Genomic DNA, 18722 nt, shown 5'->3' on the forward strand with positions numbered 1-18722 from the left:
CACAGCACCTGTGGGAGCGAGCCTGCTCGCGATGAGGCCCTTACATTCAGCACTGCTCCGACTGTTGCACTGGCATCCCCACCAGACAGCCTTATAATGCCCGCCTTTGCGTACATCAGCAGGTTGTCCCTCCTTGGCAAACATAGATAACCCGGAAGCCGAAATGGCCGCCGAGGGCTTTTTCCGGATCGCGTTGGGCGTTGAATACAAGGGCTCGCGTTATCGCGGCTGGCAGCGCCAGGCTTCCGGCGTGCTCACGGTGCAGGAAACCCTCGAAAACGCCTTGTCCAAAGTCGCCGATTCACCGGTTTCGCTGCTTTGCGCCGGGCGTACCGATGCAGGCGTGCACGCCTGCGGACAAGTGGTGCACTTCGATACCCGGGTCGAGCGGTCGATGAAGGCCTGGGTGATGGGTGCCAACATCAACTTGCCACACGATGTCAGCGTCAGTTGGGCCAAGGTCATGCCGGCGCATTTTCATGCGCGGTTCAAGGCCATCGCCCGTCGCTACCGCTATGTGATCTACAACGATCAGATCCGTCCGGCGCACCTGAACGAAGAAATCACCTGGAACCACCGCCCGCTGGACGTCGAGCGCATGGCCGAAGCGGCGCAATACCTGGTGGGCACCCATGATTTCAGTGCCTTTCGCGCCGGTCAGTGCCAGGCCAAGTCACCGATCAAGGAGCTGCATCACCTGCGTGTCACGCGCCACGGCAAGATGATCGTGCTGGATATTCGCGCCAGTGCCTTCCTGCACCACATGGTGCGCAACATAGCAGGCGTGCTCATGACCATCGGCGCCGGCGAGCGTCCGGTGGAGTGGATGAAGGAAGTGCTGGACAGCCGCATCCGCCGCTCTGGCGGGGTCACGGCGCATCCATTCGGCCTGTATCTGGTGCAGGTCGAGTACCGCGATGAGTTCGAGTTGCCCGAGCGTTTTATCGGTCCGCACTTCCTCACCGGTTTCTCCGAACTTGACGGCTGACGCCCTCGAACGCTTTTGTTACCATCCGGGACTTTCTCGGATTTGCCGTGGGGTTTTATCGACATGTCAGCCGTTCGCAGCAAGATTTGCGGGATTACCCGCATAGAGGATGCGTTGGCAGCGGTCGAAGCCGGGGCCGATGCCATCGGTTTCGTGTTTTACGCCAAGAGCCCGCGAGCCGTGACGTTCCAGCAGGCTCGGGCGATCATCAAGGCATTGCCGCCGTTCGTCACCACCGTGGGGTTGTTCGTCAACGCGAGTCGTAGCGAGCTGGGGGAGATTCTCGACGCCGTACCGCTGGACCTGTTGCAGTTCCACGGCGATGAAAGCGCCGAAGACTGCGAAGGCTGGCACCGTCCTTACATCAAGGCATTGCGGGTCAAGGCCGGTGATGACATCGCCGCGGCTTGTCAGGCGTATCCGAGTGCAAGCGGTATCCTGCTCGATGCGTATGTTGAAGGGATCCCTGGTGGAACCGGCGAAGCGTTCGATTGGTCTCTGATACCGCAGGGCCTGAACAAGCCGATCATTCTGGCTGGCGGCCTGACCCCTGGAAATGTCGCCGAGGCGGTGGCGCGCGTCAGGCCTTATGCGGTGGACGTCAGTGGCGGGGTAGAGGCGAGCAAAGGCATCAAGGATCCTGAAAAGATTCGGGCTTTCATCAAAGCGGTACGTGGTTGATGTGACGGCTGGCAGACTGCCGCCGTCCATAACAGCACTTGCACAAAGCAGGCATGGCTGAGAGTTTTTTGGGTTGTACGCAGGTCACGTTCCCTGATCCGGCAATCCATCGATCATCGCCGCATACATGAATTTAGCTAAGGGCATACGCGGGGCTGCGAACCAGAGCGTTCGGGCCGCCGGTACTGGAGAAAGAAAGCATGAGCAACTGGTTAGTAGACAAACTGATCCCTTCGATCATGCGTTCCGAGGTCAAGAAGAGCTCGGTGCCTGAAGGTCTTTGGCACAAATGCCCGTCCTGCGAGGCTGTGCTGTATCGTCCGGAGCTGGAAAAGACCCTGGACGTTTGCCCCAAGTGCAATCACCACATGCGTATTGGCGCGCGCGCCCGTATCGACATTTTCCTCGACGCCGAAGGCCGTACCGAACTGGGCGCGGACCTGGAGCCGGTTGACCGTCTGAAGTTCCGCGACGGCAAGAAGTACAAGGATCGCCTGACCGCCGCACAGAAGCAGACCGGTGAAAAAGACGCACTGGTCTCCATGAGCGGCACCCTGCTGGGCATGCCAGTGGTGGTTTCGGCCTTCGAATTCTCCTTCATGGGCGGTTCCATGGGCGCCATCGTTGGCGAGCGCTTCGTGCGCGCTGCCAACTACGCGCTGGAAAAACGCTGCCCGATGGTCTGCTTCTCCGCCTCCGGTGGTGCGCGGATGCAGGAAGCGTTGATTTCCCTGATGCAAATGGCTAAGACCTCCGCGGTCCTGGCGCGTCTGCGTGAGGAAGGCTTGCCGTTCATCTCCGTGCTGACCGACCCAGTCTACGGTGGTGTTTCCGCCAGCCTGGCAATGCTGGGCGACGTGATCGTCGGCGAGCCGAAAGCCCTGATCGGTTTTGCCGGTCCGCGCGTTATCGAGCAGACCGTGCGCGAAAAACTGCCGGAAGGCTTCCAGCGCAGCGAGTTCCTGCTGGAGCACGGCGCGATCGACATGATCATTGATCGTCAGGAACTGCGTCCGCGCCTGGGCAACCTGCTGGCGCAAATGATGGGCCTGCCGACGCCGAAATTCGTCGCCGCACCCGTTGAAAAAATCGTCGTTCCTCCGGTGCCTGCCAACCTATGATCCAACGAACCCTTGGCGAGTGGCTCGCCTACCTTGAGCAGTTGCACCCTTCGGCCATCGACATGGGCCTTGAGCGCTCGCAACAGGTAGCGTCCCGCATGGGACTGGGCAAGCCGGCGCCTCGGGTGATCACGGTCACCGGTACCAACGGCAAGGGCTCCACCTGTGCGTTCGTGGCGTCCCTGCTGCGTGCGCAGGGCCTGAAAGTCGGTGTCTACAATTCTCCGCACCTGCTGCGTTACAACGAGCGGGTTCAAATCAATGGCGTCGAAGCCACTGACGCCGAGCTGTGCCAGGCCTTCGCGGCGGTAGAGGCGGGGCGTGGCGACACGTCCCTGACCTATTTCGAAATGGGCACCCTGGCGGCGTTCTGGCTGTTTCAACAGTCCGGACTCGATGCCGTGGTGCTGGAAGTCGGCCTGGGTGGACGTCTGGATACCGTCAATGTGGTGGATGCCGACATGGCGTTGGTCACCAGCATTGGCGTCGATCATGCGGACTTTCTGGGTGATACCCGTGAATCCGTGGCCTTCGAAAAAGCCGGCATCTTCCGTCAGGGCGCTCCTGCGCTTTGTGGCGATCTGAATCCTCCTCAACCCTTGCTGGATAAAGCGCGCGAGCTTAAGTGCCCGTTTTTCCTGCGTGGGCGCGATTTCGACCTCGGCATCACCGATCACAACTGGCAATGGCGCGGTGTAGACGCCCAGGGCCGTGAGGTCGAGCTGCGCGATCTGCCTTTGCTCGATCTACCGATGGAAAACGCGGCGCTGGCATTGCAGGCGTATCTGCTGCTCGGGCTGCCTTGGGTCGATGCCCAGATCATTCAGGCTTTGCAGGCCACGCGAGTGGTCGGACGTCTGGATCGCCGACAGTTCGACTGGCAGGGCAAGCGTCTGAATCTGCTGCTCGATGTGGGGCATAACCCCCATGCGGCGGAATACCTGGCCCGGCGTCTGGCCAGCCATCCACCGGTCGGCAAGCGCCTGGCGGTGTTCGGATTGCTGGCGGACAAGGATCTGGATGGTGTTATTGAACAATTGAGTGCTAGTGTCGAGCACTGGGCCGTTGCTCCGCTGGATTCGCCACGGGCACGACCGGTGGTCGAGTTGCACGAGGCGCTGCATCGGCGCGGTGCTTCGGTAACGTCTTATGACAGCGTGGCCGCCGCCCTGGAAGGGCAGTGCGCCCAGGCGACGAGCGACGACGAGATTCTGTTGTTCGGATCATTTTATTGTGTCGCCGAGGCCCTGGATTGGCTGGCCCGGCGCTCCACGGAGGAAGCGGCAAATGGCATTGCTGGATAAAGCCTACAAACAGCGCATGGTCGGCGCCCTGGTTCTGGTGGCGCTGGCCGTGATTTTCCTGCCGATGCTGTTTTCCCGTCAGGATGAACAGCGTCAGGTGACCGTTGATGCCCCGGCTGCGCCGCAAGCGCCTGCCATGGCGCAAGTGCAGGTGCAGCCCGTGGTGGTGCCTGAGCCGCAAGCCTTGCCTCAGGAACCGGTGCCGAGCGATGAAGAGGTTGCTCAGGAAACTCCGGCTGTCCCGACGACTCCAGTCCCGACGCCTGCTCCGGCTCCAGCCGCCAAATCCGCCACGCCGCCGGCTCCAGCTCCGGTCCCGGCATTGGCTGCCAAACCTGCGACAGCACCTGCCCAGCCAATCACGGCGGCACCGGGCAAGCCGGACACCACGCAAAGCCGGGTAGACGCCAACGGCCTGTCGGTCAGCTGGTCGGTGCAACTGGCCAGCCTGGCCAATCGCGAAAGCGCGGAAAAGCTGCAGAAAACCTTGCGTAGCCAGGGTTACAACGCCTATATCCGCTCTGCCGATGGCAAGAACCGGGTATTCGTGGGGCCGCTGATCGAGCGTGCCGAGGCTGATCGTCTGCGTGACTTGTTGAACCGCCAGCAGAACCTCAAGGGTTTTGTCGTGCGCTTTCAGCCGGAACGCGGCTGAATCTATCGCCCCGATTTGAAATGCACTGACAATCGCAGCTTACCGATCAGCATGGGCTCTGCTAAAATGCGCCGCCTTATCCGTCTGTAGGCTGCACTGTGCCATTTACCTGGGTTGACTGGGCGATCGTTGCAATCGTCGCCATCTCCGCATTGATCAGTCTGAGCCGCGGCTTCGTCAAGGAAGCCCTGTCGCTCGTGACCTGGATCATCGCAGGAGTCGTTGCCTGGATGTTCGGTGGCTCATTGTCCGAGTACCTCGCCGGATACATTCAAACTCCGTCAGCCCGCATCATCACGGGTTGCGCAATAATGTTTGTCGCCACGTTAATCGTCGGCGCAATGATCAATTATCTGATCGGCGAATTGGTGCGCGTCACCGGACTTTCCGGGACCGATCGATTCCTCGGCATGGCCTTCGGCGCCGCGCGTGGCGGGTTGCTGGTGGTCGTGGCGGTCGGGCTGTTGAGCCTGGGGCCGGTACAGCACGACGAGTGGTGGCTACAGTCCCAGCTCGTGCCAAAATTTCTATTGGTCGCCGATTGGTCCAAAAACCTGATTCTCGGGTGGAGCAGTCAGTGGCTTGCCAGCGGAATCAGCGTACCCGCTGATATTCCGTTCAAGGAGCAACTCTTGCCGATGGCCAAAACGCCTCAGTGAGTGGTGCTCAGTTCAGATCCATTAAGTAGGGGTTGCGTCGCATGTGTGGCATCGTCGGTATCGTCGGTAAGTCGAACGTCAATCAGGCGCTGTATGACGCGCTAACCGTCCTCCAGCACCGCGGCCAGGACGCTGCCGGTATCGTGACCAGCCATGATGGCCGGTTATTCCTGCGCAAGGACAATGGCTTGGTACGTGACGTGTTCCAGCAGCGTCACATGCAGCGTCTGGTCGGCCACATGGGCATTGGCCACGTGCGCTACCCGACAGCGGGCAGCTCGACCTCGGCCGAAGCTCAACCGTTTTACGTCAACTCGCCTTACGGCATCACCCTGGCGCACAACGGTAACCTGACCAACGTTGAACAACTGGCCAAGGAGATTTACGAATCCGACCTGCGCCACGTCAACACCAGTTCCGACTCGGAAGTGCTGCTCAACGTGTTTGCACACGAATTGGCCCAGCGCGGCAAGTTGCAGCCGACCGAAGAAGACGTGTTCGCCGCCGTTACTGACGTGCACAACCGTTGTGTCGGTGGTTATGCCGTCGTGGCGATGATCACCGGTTACGGCATCGTCGGCTTCCGCGACCCGCACGGCATCCGCCCGATCGTGTTCGGCCAGCGTCACACTGACGAAGGCGTCGAGTACATGATCGCTTCCGAAAGCGTCTCCCTGGACGTGCTCGGTTTCACCCTGATTCGCGACCTGGCGCCGGGCGAAGCGGTCTACATCACTGAAGACGGCAAGCTGCACACCCGTCAGTGCGCGACCAACCCGTCCCTGACCCCATGCATCTTCGAGCACGTTTACCTGGCGCGTCCGGATTCGATCATCGACGGCGTGTCGGTGTACAAGGCCCGTCTGCGCATGGGCGAGAAACTCGCCGAGAAAATTCAGCGCGAGCGTCCAGATCACGATATCGACGTGGTCATCCCGATCCCGGACACCAGCCGCACCGCGGCCTTGGAACTGGCGAACCACCTGGGCGTGAAATTCCGCGAAGGTTTCGTGAAGAACCGCTACATCGGCCGTACCTTCATCATGCCGGGTCAGGCCGCACGGAAAAAATCCGTACGCCAGAAGCTCAATGCGATCGAGCTGGAATTCCGCGGCAAGAACGTGATGCTGGTGGACGACTCCATCGTTCGCGGTACCACCTGCAAGCAGATCATCCAGATGGCACGGGAAGCGGGCGCGAAGAACGTTTACTTCTGCTCCGCGGCGCCGGCTGTGCGTTTCCCGAACGTGTACGGCATCGACATGCCAAGCGCCCACGAACTGATCGCCCACAACCGCTCGACCCAGGATGTGGCGGATCTGATCGGCGCCGACTGGCTGATCTATCAGGACCTGCCTGATTTGATCGAGGCGGTCGGTGGCGGCAAGATCAAGATCGAGAAGTTCGATTGCGCAGTGTTCGACGGCCAGTACGTGACCGGCGACGTCGACGAGGCCTACCTGAACAAGATCGAGCAGGCACGTAACGATGCCTCCAAGGTCAAGACCCAGGCGGTCAGCGCGATCATCGATCTGTACAACAACTGAGTAACTACCGGCCCTGAGGGGCCGGTTTTGTGTCCGGCTTTTAATTTACGAGAATTGGGAAAGGAGTCACAGCATGAGTCAGGATTGGGATGCCGGTCGGTTGGACAGCGACCTCGAAGGCGTAGCGTTCGATACCCTGGCCGTACGTGCCGGTCAGCACCGTACCCCGGAAGGCGAACACGGCGACCCGATGTTCTTCACCTCCAGCTATGTTTTCCGCACCGCTGGCGACGCGGCCGCGCGTTTTGCCGGTGAAGTGCCGGGCAACGTCTATTCGCGCTACACCAACCCGACCGTACGAGCATTTGAAGAGCGCATCGCCGCTCTGGAAGGCGCCGAGCAAGCGGTGGCTACGGCGACCGGCATGGCCGCGATCATGGCCGTGGTGATGAGCCTGTGCAGCGCCGGCGACCATGTATTGGTCTCGCGTAGCGTGTTCGGCTCGACCATCAGCCTGTTCGAGAAGTACTTCAAGCGTTTTGGCGTCGAAGTCGATTACGTGGCCCTGGCGGACTTGTCCGGTTGGGACGCGGCGATCAAGGCCAACACCAAGTTGCTGTTCGTCGAGTCGCCTTCCAACCCGCTGGCAGAGCTGGTGGACATCGCCGAATTGGCAAAAATTGCCCACGCCAAAGGCGCGATGCTCGTGGTCGACAACTGCTTCTGCACCCCGGCACTGCAACAGCCGCTGAAGCTGGGCGCGGACATCGTCGTGCACTCGGCCACCAAGTTCATCGATGGCCAGGGTCGTTGCATGGGCGGTGTGGTGGCGGGTCGCAGCGAGCAAATGAAGGAAGTGGTCGGTTTCCTGCGTACCGCGGGCCCGACCCTGAGCCCGTTCAATGCCTGGATATTCCTCAAGGGTCTGGAAACCCTGAACCTGCGGATGAAGGCCCATTGCGCCAACGCCCAGCAACTGGCCGAGTGGCTGGAGCAGCAGGACGGCATCGAAAAGGTCCATTACGCCGGTCTCAAGAGTCATCCGCAGCACGAGCTGGCACTGCGTCAGCAGAAGGGCTTCGGCGCGGTCGTGAGTTTCGAGGTCAAGGGCGGCAAAGAGGGCGCCTGGCGCTTCATCGATGCCACTCGCCTGATTTCCATCACCGCGAACCTGGGCGACAGTAAGACCACCATCACCCATCCGAGCACCACCTCCCACGGCCGTCTTGCGCCACAAGAGCGTGAGGCGGCGGGTATTCGTGACAGCCTGATCCGTATCGCGGTTGGCCTGGAAGACGTGGCGGATCTGCAAGCCGACCTGTCGCGCGGGCTGGCGGCTTTGTGATCGAGTTGTCTGCATCGGCTGGCTCCAATGGACGCGTAGCACTGGTTACCGGTGCTGCGCGCGGTATTGGCCTGGGCATCGCTGCATGGCTGATCAGCGAAGGCTGGCAAGTCGTGTTGACGGATCTGGATCGGGCGCGCGGTTCGAAAGTGGCCAAGGTGCTGGGTGAAAATGCCTGGTTCATTGCCATGGACGTCGCGAACGAAGGGCAGGTGGCATTGGGTGTCGCCGAGGTGCTGGGGCAGTTCGGGCGTCTGGATGCATTGGTGTGCAATGCGGCTGTGGCAGACCCGCACAACATCACCCTGGAAAGTCTCGATCTGGATTACTGGAATCGGGTGCTGGCGGTCAATCTCAGTGGGCCGATGCTGTTGGCCAAGCACTGTGCGCCGTACCTGCGTGCCCACAGCGGGGCGATCGTCAACCTGGCCTCGACCCGCGCCAGGCAGTCGGAACCGGACACCGAAGCCTATGCGGCGAGCAAGGGTGGCCTGCTGGCCCTGACCCATGCGCTGGCCATCAGCCTGGGGCCGGAGATTCGCGTCAATGCCGTCAGCCCTGGCTGGATCGATACCCGCGATCCTTCCGTGCGACGCGCCGAGCCTCTGACCGATGCCGACCACGCCCAGCATCCAGCGGGCAGGGTAGGGACGGTCGAGGACGTGGCGTCCATGGTGGCCTGGCTGTTGTCGAAAAATGCAGGGTTCGTCACGGGCCAGGAGTTCGTGGTGGACGGTGGCATGACCAAGAAGATGATTTACAGCGAGTAGTCTCAGGCATTGTTGTTGAAAGTGCAGCCGTCTTCGCGAGCAGGCTCGCTCCCACATTGGAAACACCCTCTACTGTGGGAGCGAGCCTGCTCGCGAAAGCGGTCCGACTGTTGTCGGTGCTGTATCGATTGAAAGAATTTTGTCTTTTTCAGAAAAACTTCAATCCTGCTATTGACTTAGGTTCGCTACCTGCGTAAATTTCGCGGCCTCGGAGATGCAAACGGGTGATTAGCTCAGCTGGGAGAGCGTCTGCCTTACAAGCAGAATGTCGGCGGTTCGATCCCGTCATCACCCACCACTCCCGAGAGTCTTGCGAAAGCAAGATGGAAGCTGAAAAGCCTCCACCGACGCGCAGCGGTAGTTCAGTCGGTTAGAATACCGGCCTGTCACGCCGGGGGTCGCGGGTTCGAGTCCCGTCCGCTGCGCCATATTTTACGAATCGGTTAGCTCCGGTTCGTGATTGAAAGTACCGAAGCTTTCAGTCAAGCGAGTTACCTGGACGCAAGTCCACAGCGATACGCAGCGGTAGTTCAGTCGGTTAGAATACCGGCCTGTCACGCCGGGGGTCGCGGGTTCGAGTCCCGTCCGCTGCGCCATATCTGCTTCAAGGACCACTGAACGCCTTGAAGCACGAAGAAAGCCATCAGCGCTTGCTTCGAATCGATAGCAAAGACCCTGGTCGAAAGACCGGGGTTTTTTGTTTCTGGAATTTGGTTTTCCTCTTCTTCTGTTTATGCCTGCCTGATCTTCCTGCGCCCCGTCCGCCGATTTCTGTATGAAACCCTGTAGGAGCGAGCCTGCTCGCGATGACGGCCTGACAAACACCGCAAATGGCTCGCCCAACGAATCAAATCCACAAAATTTTGATTCTTTGGTCAGTTTTTTTTGTTTCTGGTGTTTGCCGCAAGCGCATAAGCCTATAAACTTAACCCTTCAGTCAGCTTTGCGCTGTCAATTCAGCCCTTCGCAACGTCAGGAAGGGCTCCCGCAAGACCCCAGATTTCCAGTACATAACCAAAAGGGCGGCCCCCAATGACCGCCCAGAGGATGATCCATGTCCAACCGTGATATTTCCCGGCGTTCGTTCCTTCAGGGCGGGCTGGTGGCAGGTGTGAGCGTGACACTCACGCCGCTGAGCAGCCAGGCGCTGGCAGCCCTGATGGAAAACAGCGTGACCGTGCCGTCCGAGCAATGGCTTGGCAACAACGGCAAGGCGCGTGCGCGTAACGATGCATTGTCCAAGGTCTGCGGCAGCAAGGTCTTTGCCCGCGACATCCGTGCCAAGGACATGCCGGGCTGGCCGCAGCAACAGGGCCACGCCATGTTGCTCAAAACCATCAAGGCCGACCGCATCTATGACGGCTATGACCTGTCGTGGCTGGGCGCCGAGTTGCAGCCGGACCGCATCGTCACCGCCGAGGATCTGGTCAAGGACGGCATCGTCTTTCCGGAAGAGCACGCCCCCGATCCATTGTTGCCGGCCGGCAAGGTGCCGATGTTCATCGGCCATCCGGTGGCGATCCTGATCTGGAACGACTTCGAGCGTTTCCGCAAGGCCAAGGCCCAACTCAAGTTCAACGACAAGGCGATTCGTTACGGTGCCCAGGTACCGTTCTACGAAGGCGATCCCTACGGCAGCTTCCGCTACGTGCGTGTCGGCGGCGCGACCTCGGCGGACGAAGATGAATTCGCCAGCCTCAAGGATTCGATCCTGTTCCCGATGCTGCGTAACCGCCGTCCTGTGTGGAACTCGCAACCGAACCTGCACGGCAACCTGACCGAGCGCGGCCTGTTCTACGCCGAGCGCATGAAGCAGCAGATCGACACGCCGCCAGACAACTGGCTGGTGTTCGACGAGCGCTACAAGACCCCGTCGATCGAACCGGCGGCCATGGAACCGGACAACGGTAACGGCTGGTACGATCCGGCGACCAAGACCCTGCATTTTGTGGTGGCGACCCAGTGCCCGCTGGAAGCTGCGACCGAGACCGCGAAGATGATCGCTCCGTCGCGTTTCGGCCTGGCCAACCTGAACATGCACCCGGGTTACACCGTGGGTTACGGCTCCAAGGACCACAACATTTTCGTCTACTACGCAGCCCTCGCTGCGTTGTACGGCGCCGGTGTGCCGGTGCGTCTGGCCAATGACCGCTACGAGCAGTTCCAGAGCGGCATCAAGCGTCACCCGTTCGATATCCGCTACCAGTTGGCGGTGGACAAGACCGATCACAGCTTCAAGATCTTCCGCGCCGAGATGAGCGTCGACGGCGGCGGACGGATCAACTACAGCGCTTCGGTGGCGGCGGTTGGCGCCACGGCTGCGCAGTCGATCTACTACATGCCGCAGAACGATCTGCAGGTCACCGCTTACCACTCCCGTGCTGTTGAAGCCGGGTCGATGCGTGGCTACGGCACCCTGCAGAGCATGGCGTCCACCGAGATGATGGTCGATGAAATCGCCGATCGCCTGGGCGTCGACGCCATCGATCTGCGTCGCAAGAACGCCCTGCGTTCGGGCATGAAAAACACCCAGGGCGCGGTCCCTGCGGGTGCCCTGCGCCTGCACGAGATTCTCGACAAGGCGGCTGTTCACGAAACCTGGAAAAACCGCGACGCCATCAAGAAGCAGCGCGAAGCGGCCGACCCGGACAACTGGTACGGCATCGGTTTCGCCATCTGCCAGAAAGACTTCGGCACCGGTTCCGAAGCACCGATGGCCAGCATCGAATTCACCGCTGAAGGGCGCATCAACCTGCGTCATATCGGCATCGAAATCGGCACCGGCATGTCTACTTCGCAAGCGATGGTTGTGGCCGATTTCCTCGGTCTGCCGGCGCACGAAGTGAAGACTGGCGAAACCGATTGGAAGGAAATGCAGCTGATCACCGGCGGCAACCCTTACATCATGAGCCAGGCCGAACAGGATGGCTTCCTGCGCAATCCACGTTGGGTCGGCAAGATCGCGTCGGCTTCATCGGCGACCAACTCCGCCTACTACTTCAGTCACGCCACCCGTGAAGCGGCGCGTGTGCTGTTCAACCACGGCCTGTGGCCGGCAGCGCTGGAAATCTGGCGACAAGGCCCGTACGGCGGCCAGGCCAACCCATACGTGGTGCGCCGCGAAGACGCCCATTGGGTCGACGGCAAACTAACCGCCAACGGCATGGAACCGCTGCCATTCGCAATGCTGGCCAAGCGTGCCCACGAGCGCGGCCTGGTCACTGGCGCCACCGTGCACGGTTTCAACCGCTGGAGCTGGGCCGAGGCCGAGTACAGCATCGACGGCGTGCGTGAGCGTCTGCCGCTTGATGGCCTGGCGGTCAAGTACGGCGAGGGGGCGCCGAAGGCGAAGCTGGCACAGATGACCAGCGCCGGTTTCCATCTGCTGGATCGGCAGAACATCGCCTATCCGCCAACCCAGTTGAACAACGCGGCGGTGACGTACTACAGCCCCGTGGCAACCCTGGTGGAACTCAAAGTGAACAAGGGCTCGGCGGAAGTCGAAGTGCTCAACCATCACTCGTGGGTCGAGTGCGGCCGGGTGCTGGTGCCGGAGCTGGTCAAGGGCCAGATCGAAGGCGGTACAGCCATGGGCATCGGCCATGCGCTGATGGAAGACATGCCGCTGTACGAAGGCGGTCCGGGGGAGGGTGACTGGAACTTCAACCGTTACCGTCTGCCAATGGCGCGCAACGTGGCGGTCTGGAAGCAGACGTCTGAAATCCTGCCGCCGCTGTCCCCGAGCGACCCGTCCAAAGGCATCGCCGAGGTGGTGATGATTCCGGTGGTCGGCGCCATCGGCAACGCCGTGGCCCATGCCATCGGCAAACGTGTCCGCGACCTGCCTATCACTTCTGCACGCATCAAGGAGGCCCTCAATGGCTAACCGTCCGCTTCAACTGACCCTCAACGGTCAAACCGTCGGCCCGGTGGACATCCCTGATGACCTGCCGATGATCGACTACCTTCACGAATACAAGAATCTCACCGGTTCTCGCCTGGGCTGCGGCCAGGGCATCTGCCACGCCTGCGTGGTGATCGTCGATAACCCGGACGGCACCAGCGAAGAAGTGCGCACCTGCATCACCGGCGCACACTATTTCGAAGGCAAGAAAGTACGGACCATCGAAGGCCACGCCACCCGTGACGAGCAGGGCAAGGTCACCGAGTTGAACCCGATCCAGCAACGCTTCGTCGACGAATTTGCCTTCCAGTGCAGCTACTGCGCCCCGGGTTTTGTCAACGCTGCGACCGTGCTGGTGGAAAAACTGAAGCGTCAGCCGATCGTCAAGAGCCAGCTGGAAAAAGTCATCGAGGACAGCCTCGGTCACCACATCTGCCGTTGCACCGGTTACGTGCGTTACTACAACGCGACGCGCAACGTGCTGACGGATCTCGGCCTGGTCAAGGAAGGTTAAGCATGAAGCATCTATTGACCCGCCTGGCATTGGCGGTTGGTTTGGCTGCGCCGGTGTTGCTGGCGCAGGCGGATGATCAGGTCAAACGCGGTGAATACCTCGCTCGCGCCGCCGACTGCATGGCCTGCCATACCGCACCGGGTGGCGCGCCCTTTGCGGGTGGGCTGCCGATCGTCTCGCCCTTCGGCACGATCTACGGCACCAACATCACCCCGAGCAAAGAGCACGGCATCGGCCTGTACAGCGATGACGAATTCTTCGCTGCGTTGACCGAGGGTAAGCGTCGCGACGGCGCCAACCTGTACCCGGCGATGCCGTACACCTCGTATCACCTGATGCCCCGTGAGGATTCAGACGCGATTCATGCGTACCTGAAAACCTTCGAGCCTATCGAGCGTGCGGCACCGGTGACCAGTCTGAGCTTCCCGTTCAACGTGCGTCCGGGCCTGATCGCCTGGAACATGATGTACGGCAAGGACGTGAAATTGACGCCGACCGAAGGCAAGAGCGAAGCCTTCAAGCGCGGCCAATACATGGTCGATGTGCTCGGGCACTGCGGCGAATGCCACACGCCACGCAATGTCACTGGCGCGATGCAGCAGGACAAACGCCTGACCGGTGGCCTGCTCAACGGTTACCTGGCGCCGAGCCTGCTGGCCACTGACCTGGCGGCTCGCGGCTGGAATCATCAGGACCTGAGCGCGTTCCTCAAGCACGGCATGAGCGCCCAGGGCACGATGTTCAACGAGATGTTCCCGGTGTTCCACAACAGCACCCAGGGCTTGAACGATGCCGATCTGGCGGCCATGGCCACCTTCCTGCTGGGCGATCAGCCACCGGCGGCGAAAGTGTTGACCGACGTGCCGTTGGACAAGCTCAGTGCCAGTGCCCAGCGCGGCCGTCAGGAATATTTGAATGTCTGTGCTGGCTGCCATGCGCCTGAAGGCGAGGGCAAGCCGCACATCGCCGTGGCCATGCGCGGCAACACCACGCTGCGCCTGGAAGATCCGCGCAACCTGGTTCGGGTGATCGATGACGGTATCGGCGAGCAGAAGTTTGCCGGATTCGAACACATGCAACCGATGCCGGGTTTCGCCGAGAAGCTCAGCCACGAGCAACTGACCGACCTGTTGAACTACCTGCGTCAGGGCTGGGGCGGTCAATCGGGTGATCTGGCGGTGAATGACGTGCAGAAGCTGCGGGCCGATGCGCCGCCGCTCGAGCACAAGGCGCACTGACATGCAGCATCTGGATCTGCAGGTGGTGCGCCGGGCGCTGGAATGGTCGGCGGCCGGACAGCGCCTCTGGCTGTGCACCGTGCTCGCCACTTACGGCTCGGCGCCCCGAGCGCCGGGTTCGTTGCTGGTGGTCAACGACGCTGGACAGTGGATCGGTTCGTTGTCCGGCGGCTGTGTCGAGGAAGACTTCCTCGAGCGCGTCGCCGAAGGTGCCTTCGAGCAAGCAGTCAGCGTTGTGCGCTACGGCGAAGGCGATGATCCTCGCTCGAGGGTGAGTCTGCCCTGTGGTGGCGTGCTGGATGTGCTGGTCGAAAAACTCGAGCCCGATTGCGACGTGCAGGCGCATTTGCACGAACTGGAGTCGGCGCTGTTGGGCCGACGCCGGTTGATCCGGGAAGTGGATCTGGCCAGTGGTGTTCGCAGTTTGTTTGACGATCGCGAGCAGGGCATACGTGTCGAGCGCGAAATCGATCGGGTTCGGTTGCGCATTGGTGCCGCTCAGCGCCTGCTGCTGGCCGGCTATTCCAGCGTGGCCCAGGCCTGCGCTGAGTTTGCCGTGGGGTTGGGCTTTGAAGTGATTCTCTGCGATCCACGGGACGAAGTGCTGGAAGGCGTCGTGCTGGAGAACGTGGAGATTCGGCGCCAACTGCCTTCGGTGTTCATCGCCGATGGCGGCTGCCACCGAGACACGGCGGTAGTCGCCTTGACCCATGATCCGCGTATTGATGATCTGGCAATGATGGAAGCGGTGCGTACCGAAGCGTTCTACATCGGTGTGATGGGCTCGGTGCAGACTTCGCAGAAGCGCTTCGAACGCTTGCGGCGTATTGGCGGTTTGGGGGAGGGAGAGTTGGCGCGGATTCATGCGCCAATCGGTCTGAACCTGGGCAGCAAGACGCCGGCGGAAATTGCCTTGGCAGTGCTCGCTGATATTTTGCGGATTCGTAGCGGTATCGCGCGGGACAAAATGTGATTCATTGCTGAATGAAAAGGGCCGCTCTAGCGGCCCTTTTCACATCTATCGATCAATAGCCGAACTTGTCCCGCAATCCGTAATACCAGGCACCCAACGCCGCAAACGGCGTGCGCAGCAACTGGCCACCAGGGAACGGATAGTGGGGCAGGTCGGCAAACGCGTCGAAACGCTCGGCCTGGCCGCGCAGTGCTTCGGCCAGCACCTTGCCCGCCAGATGCGTGTACGTCACACCGTGGCCGCTGCAACCCTGGGAGTAGTAAATGTTGTCGCCCAGGCGCCCGACTTGCGGCAGGCGCGACAGAGTCAGCAGGAAATTGCCGGTCCAGGCGTAATCGATCTTCACGTCCTTGAGTTGTGGGAAGGCCTTGAGCATCTTCGGCCGAATAATCGCCTCGATGTTCGCCGGATCCCGCGCGCCATAAACCACGCCGCCACCGAAAATCAGGCGCTTGTCGCCACTGAGGCGGTAGTAGTCGAGCAAATAGTTGCAGTCCTCGACACAGTAATCCTGAGGCAGCAGGCTCTTGGCCAGTGCATCGCCCAACGGTTCGGTGGTGATGACCTGAGTGCCGCACGGCATCGACTTGGCCGCCAGCTCCGGCACCAGATTGCCCAGGTAGGCATTGCCCGCCACGATGATGAATTTCGCCCGGACCTTGCCTTGTGGTGTGTGCACCACCGGATTGGCGCCACGCTCGATACGCATGGCGGGTGATTGCTCATAAATCGTGCCGCCCAGCGACTCGACAGCCGCGGCCTCACCCAGCGCCAGATTGAGCGGGTGGATATGGCCGCCACTCATGTCGAGCATGCCGCCGACGTATTGATCGCAAGCCACCACTTCGCGGATGCGTCGCTCGTCCAGCAACTCGAGCTGCGTATGGCCGAAACGCTCCCACAGGCGTTTCTGGGACTCCAGGTGGCCCATCTGCTTGGCGGTGATCGCGGCAAATACACCGCCGTTCTTCAGGTCGCACTGGATGTTGTACTTCGCGACCCGCTCACGAATGATCCGTCCGCCCTCGAACGCCATCTGCCCCAGCAATTGCGCTTGCTTGGGACCGACACTGCGCTCGATCACGTCGATATCGCGGCTGTAGCTGTTGACGATCTGACCGCCATTGCGTCCCGACGCGCCGAAACCGACTTTCGCAGCTTCCAGTACCGTGACCTTGAAACCGCTCTCCAGCAAAAACAGGGCAGAGGACAAGCCGGTATAGCCGGCGCCGATGACACAAACATCAGTCTCAACGTCATCCTGCAAAGCCGGGCGCGGTGGTACCGCATTGGCCGATGCGGCGTAGTAGGACTCTGGGTAGGGGGTGCTTGCCATCCTGCTGCCTCTGTTTAATATATTTTACGAGTGCATCGATCCTACTCGAGTTAAAAAAACACCGCCAGCCATCGCAAAATCTTCTTTGCAGCGTCGAAATTAAATATTTTGCATATTCATAGGGTTAGCGTGAAAAAAGGTGTTGACACCCCTACGCAAATCCGTAGAATGCCGCCTCACAGCAGGCACGTAGCTCAGTTGGTTAGAGCACCACCTTGACATGGTGGGGGTCGTTGGTTCGAGTCCAATCGCGCCTACCAAACAAAATCCGCTCTGCTGGGCGGTCTAGAGGGGTCACCGGAAACGGTGACCCCTTTTTGCTTTCTGCGATTTGCAAAACTTTTGCAAAACTTTTGCAAAACCCCCACCTCAAAACGCCAAATCGGCGCCCACCTCCTGGTACTCGATTTCCTTTTCGTCGTGCCCCTCCTGATAGTGTTTCGTCATCTTCTCGTCTGCGTGGCCCATCAGTGCCTGGATATATTCCGTCGGGAAATTCTGCTGCTCGTAGAGCCATGAACCTAAAGCGCGGATCTCGTGAAAAGTGGGGCGCTCACCCTTCGGCACTTGGTCGTAGGCGTGCGCGGCGTCCCTCGCCTTGCTGAACTCCTTGGTCAGGTAGTCCGGTGTCACTGACGTCCAGTGGTCTTTTGCGTCGATCTGTTCTCGACGCCTGGCCTTTGGCTTGTAGTGGATCAGGTACGGCGATGCGATTGGCGAGCGCAGGCACTCACCGACAACTTCACGCAACGCCGCGCCCATGGTGATCTTCAAGTGGATCGGGTTGTCGTAGCCTTGCGTCTTCCCGGGCGAGACTGTCAGCGTGTTCTTGTCCATGTCGGCGGCTGACTTCAGCCAGGTAACGATATCCTCCCGGCGCTGAAGGCTGACCAAGGCCAGACGGATGGCTCGTTTCAGCCACGGTGGCGTGGTGGCGGCATCGATGATCTTCTTCAGCCCCTCCAGCGTGTGGCGCTGGCGCTTTTTCTCTGCCTCCTTCTTCACCAGCGTCAACTCGGCGTTGTTACGCTCGGCCAGGCCCTTGGCCACTGCGAACGCAAAGATCTGCACCCACAGCCCGCGGTGCTTCGTGTAGGCGTTGTTGCTGAATTGGTCGAGGTATTCGGCCATGGCCAGAACATCCAGTTGCCCGATGAGCCGATCGCCCAAGTCCTGCCGGTACCGCTCAAGCTTGAATTTGATTTCTTCCAGGGTGCGCGCGGCGTAGCCCTTGTCGACCAGCCATTCGTCCTCGAAGCGCTGCAGCAGGTTGCTCACGATCGGCAGTCGATCGCCGGTCAGCGCCGCGAGTAGCGAGCCATCGTCCACCACCAACTCCGCAAACTTCAGGTTCGCAGCCCTGGCTAGCTTGATTGCTTCCTCCAATGGGCGATTGATGCTGGTCATCACGCCGGTGATGGGGTTGCGGTACCGCCAATACTTACCGTTCGGGTAAAGATTCGGCGGCAGCTTTTTGTTTTTGAGCGTACGCGGCCGGGCTGCCATCAGCCGATCTCCAGCATTTTGGCCAGCAGCGGGTCATCCGACCCCATGATTGCTGCCTGCACATCGACGAAATACATCCCGCCCTTTACCTCTCCGATCACTTCGCCTTCCTCAATCCATTTTTTCAACTGCTGCAGGCTGGGCTTACCGCCGATGTACCGCAGCTTCCTGTATTCGCCTGCCTCCATGAGGCGCGGCAACTTGACCGTAATCTGGGCCAAAACTTTTGCCATGATGATGC

General features: G+C 60.6%; 16 protein-coding genes and 4 tRNA genes. 17 read left to right on the forward strand and 3 right to left on the reverse strand.

Translation table 11 applies throughout. The features are described from left to right. The first annotated feature begins 163 nt into the window (after positions 1-163). The 16 genes from truA to DKY63_RS29455 all read left to right on the forward strand — a co-directional run bounded on the left by truA (position 164) and on the right by DKY63_RS29455 (position 15639). Positions 164-988: a tRNA pseudouridine(38-40) synthase TruA gene (gene truA / locus DKY63_RS29380; RefSeq protein ID WP_110967332.1), complete on the forward strand. Its 825-nt coding sequence runs from the start codon at positions 164-166 to the stop codon at positions 986-988. A gap of 63 nt (positions 989-1051) precedes the next feature. Beyond that, positions 1052-1669: a phosphoribosylanthranilate isomerase gene (locus DKY63_RS29385; protein WP_110967333.1), complete on the forward strand. Its 618-nt coding sequence runs from the start codon at positions 1052-1054 to the stop codon at positions 1667-1669. A 200-nt stretch (positions 1670-1869) separates the two neighbouring features. Further along, positions 1870-2790: an acetyl-CoA carboxylase, carboxyltransferase subunit beta gene (gene accD / locus DKY63_RS29390; protein WP_110967334.1), complete on the forward strand. Its 921-nt coding sequence runs from the start codon at positions 1870-1872 to the stop codon at positions 2788-2790. Continuing rightward, positions 2787-4094, forward strand: coding sequence for a bifunctional tetrahydrofolate synthase/dihydrofolate synthase (folC, locus tag DKY63_RS29395; protein WP_110967335.1), 1308 nt, complete (start codon positions 2787-2789; stop codon positions 4092-4094). The genes accD and folC overlap by 4 nt, the downstream gene beginning before the upstream one ends. Next, the gene (locus DKY63_RS29400) at positions 4078-4749 is read left to right on the forward strand and encodes an SPOR domain-containing protein (protein WP_110967336.1); all 672 of its coding nucleotides are present in this window, start codon (positions 4078-4080) and stop codon (positions 4747-4749) included. Before folC ends, DKY63_RS29400 begins: the two co-directional genes overlap by 17 nt. A gap of 98 nt (positions 4750-4847) precedes the next feature. Further along, positions 4848-5408, forward strand: coding sequence for a CvpA family protein (locus DKY63_RS29405; protein ID WP_110967337.1), 561 nt, complete (start codon positions 4848-4850; stop codon positions 5406-5408). 41 nt (positions 5409-5449) lie between these two features. Then, complete coding sequence (gene purF / locus DKY63_RS29410) at positions 5450-6955, forward strand: amidophosphoribosyltransferase (protein WP_110967338.1); 1506 nt, start codon at positions 5450-5452, stop codon at positions 6953-6955. Between the two features lie 73 nt (positions 6956-7028). After that, positions 7029-8240: an O-succinylhomoserine sulfhydrylase gene (locus DKY63_RS29415; protein WP_110967339.1), complete on the forward strand. Its 1212-nt coding sequence runs from the start codon at positions 7029-7031 to the stop codon at positions 8238-8240. Next, positions 8237-9010 carry an SDR family oxidoreductase gene (locus DKY63_RS29420; protein WP_110967340.1) on the forward strand — a complete coding sequence of 258 codons (774 nt, stop codon included), beginning with the start codon at positions 8237-8239 and terminating at the stop codon, positions 9008-9010. Before DKY63_RS29415 ends, DKY63_RS29420 begins: the two co-directional genes overlap by 4 nt. A gap of 222 nt (positions 9011-9232) precedes the next feature. Next, positions 9233-9308: transfer RNA gene (locus DKY63_RS29425), tRNA-Val, on the forward strand. A 53-nt stretch (positions 9309-9361) separates the two neighbouring features. Further along, positions 9362-9438, forward strand: a tRNA-Asp gene (locus tag DKY63_RS29430). Between the two features lie 91 nt (positions 9439-9529). After that, positions 9530-9606: transfer RNA gene (locus DKY63_RS29435), tRNA-Asp, on the forward strand. 458 nt (positions 9607-10064) lie between these two features. Further along, the gene (locus DKY63_RS29440) at positions 10065-12896 is read left to right on the forward strand and encodes a xanthine dehydrogenase family protein molybdopterin-binding subunit (RefSeq protein ID WP_110967341.1); all 2832 of its coding nucleotides are present in this window, start codon (positions 10065-10067) and stop codon (positions 12894-12896) included. Next, positions 12889-13428, forward strand: a complete 540-nt coding sequence (locus tag DKY63_RS29445; RefSeq protein ID WP_110967342.1) for a (2Fe-2S)-binding protein — start codon at positions 12889-12891, stop codon at positions 13426-13428. The genes DKY63_RS29440 and DKY63_RS29445 overlap by 8 nt, the downstream gene beginning before the upstream one ends. Positions 13429-13430: 2 nt before the next feature. Then, positions 13431-14666 (forward strand): c-type cytochrome, encoded by a 1236-nt coding sequence (locus tag DKY63_RS29450; RefSeq protein ID WP_110967343.1) that lies wholly within the window; start codon positions 13431-13433, stop codon positions 14664-14666. A 1-nt stretch (position 14667) separates the two neighbouring features. Continuing rightward, positions 14668-15639, forward strand: coding sequence for an XdhC family protein (locus DKY63_RS29455; RefSeq protein WP_110967344.1), 972 nt, complete (start codon positions 14668-14670; stop codon positions 15637-15639). A 52-nt stretch (positions 15640-15691) separates the two neighbouring features. Here DKY63_RS29455 and DKY63_RS29460 read toward each other — a convergent pair whose 3' ends face one another. Further along, a complete protein-coding gene (locus DKY63_RS29460) occupies positions 15692-16975 on the reverse strand; it encodes an NAD(P)/FAD-dependent oxidoreductase (protein WP_110967345.1) in 1284 nt (427 codons plus the stop codon). A gap of 183 nt (positions 16976-17158) precedes the next feature. Between DKY63_RS29460 and DKY63_RS29465 the strand changes: the two genes are divergently transcribed. Next, positions 17159-17235 (forward strand) — tRNA-Val (locus tag DKY63_RS29465). 109 nt (positions 17236-17344) lie between these two features. On the opposite strand, the gene DKY63_RS29470 is transcribed toward DKY63_RS29465, so the two are convergent. After that, positions 17345-18481: a tyrosine-type recombinase/integrase gene (locus DKY63_RS29470; RefSeq protein WP_110967346.1), complete on the reverse strand. Its 1137-nt coding sequence runs from the start codon at positions 18479-18481 to the stop codon at positions 17345-17347. After that, entirely contained in the window at positions 18481-18714 is a 234-nt protein-coding gene (locus DKY63_RS29475) for a hypothetical protein (RefSeq protein WP_110967347.1), read from the reverse strand. The genes DKY63_RS29470 and DKY63_RS29475 overlap by 1 nt, the downstream gene beginning before the upstream one ends. Positions 18715-18722 lie beyond the last annotated feature (8 nt).

Source organism: Pseudomonas putida, from assembly GCF_003228315.1.
Lineage (GTDB): Bacteria > Pseudomonadota > Gammaproteobacteria > Pseudomonadales > Pseudomonadaceae > Aquipseudomonas > Aquipseudomonas putida_S.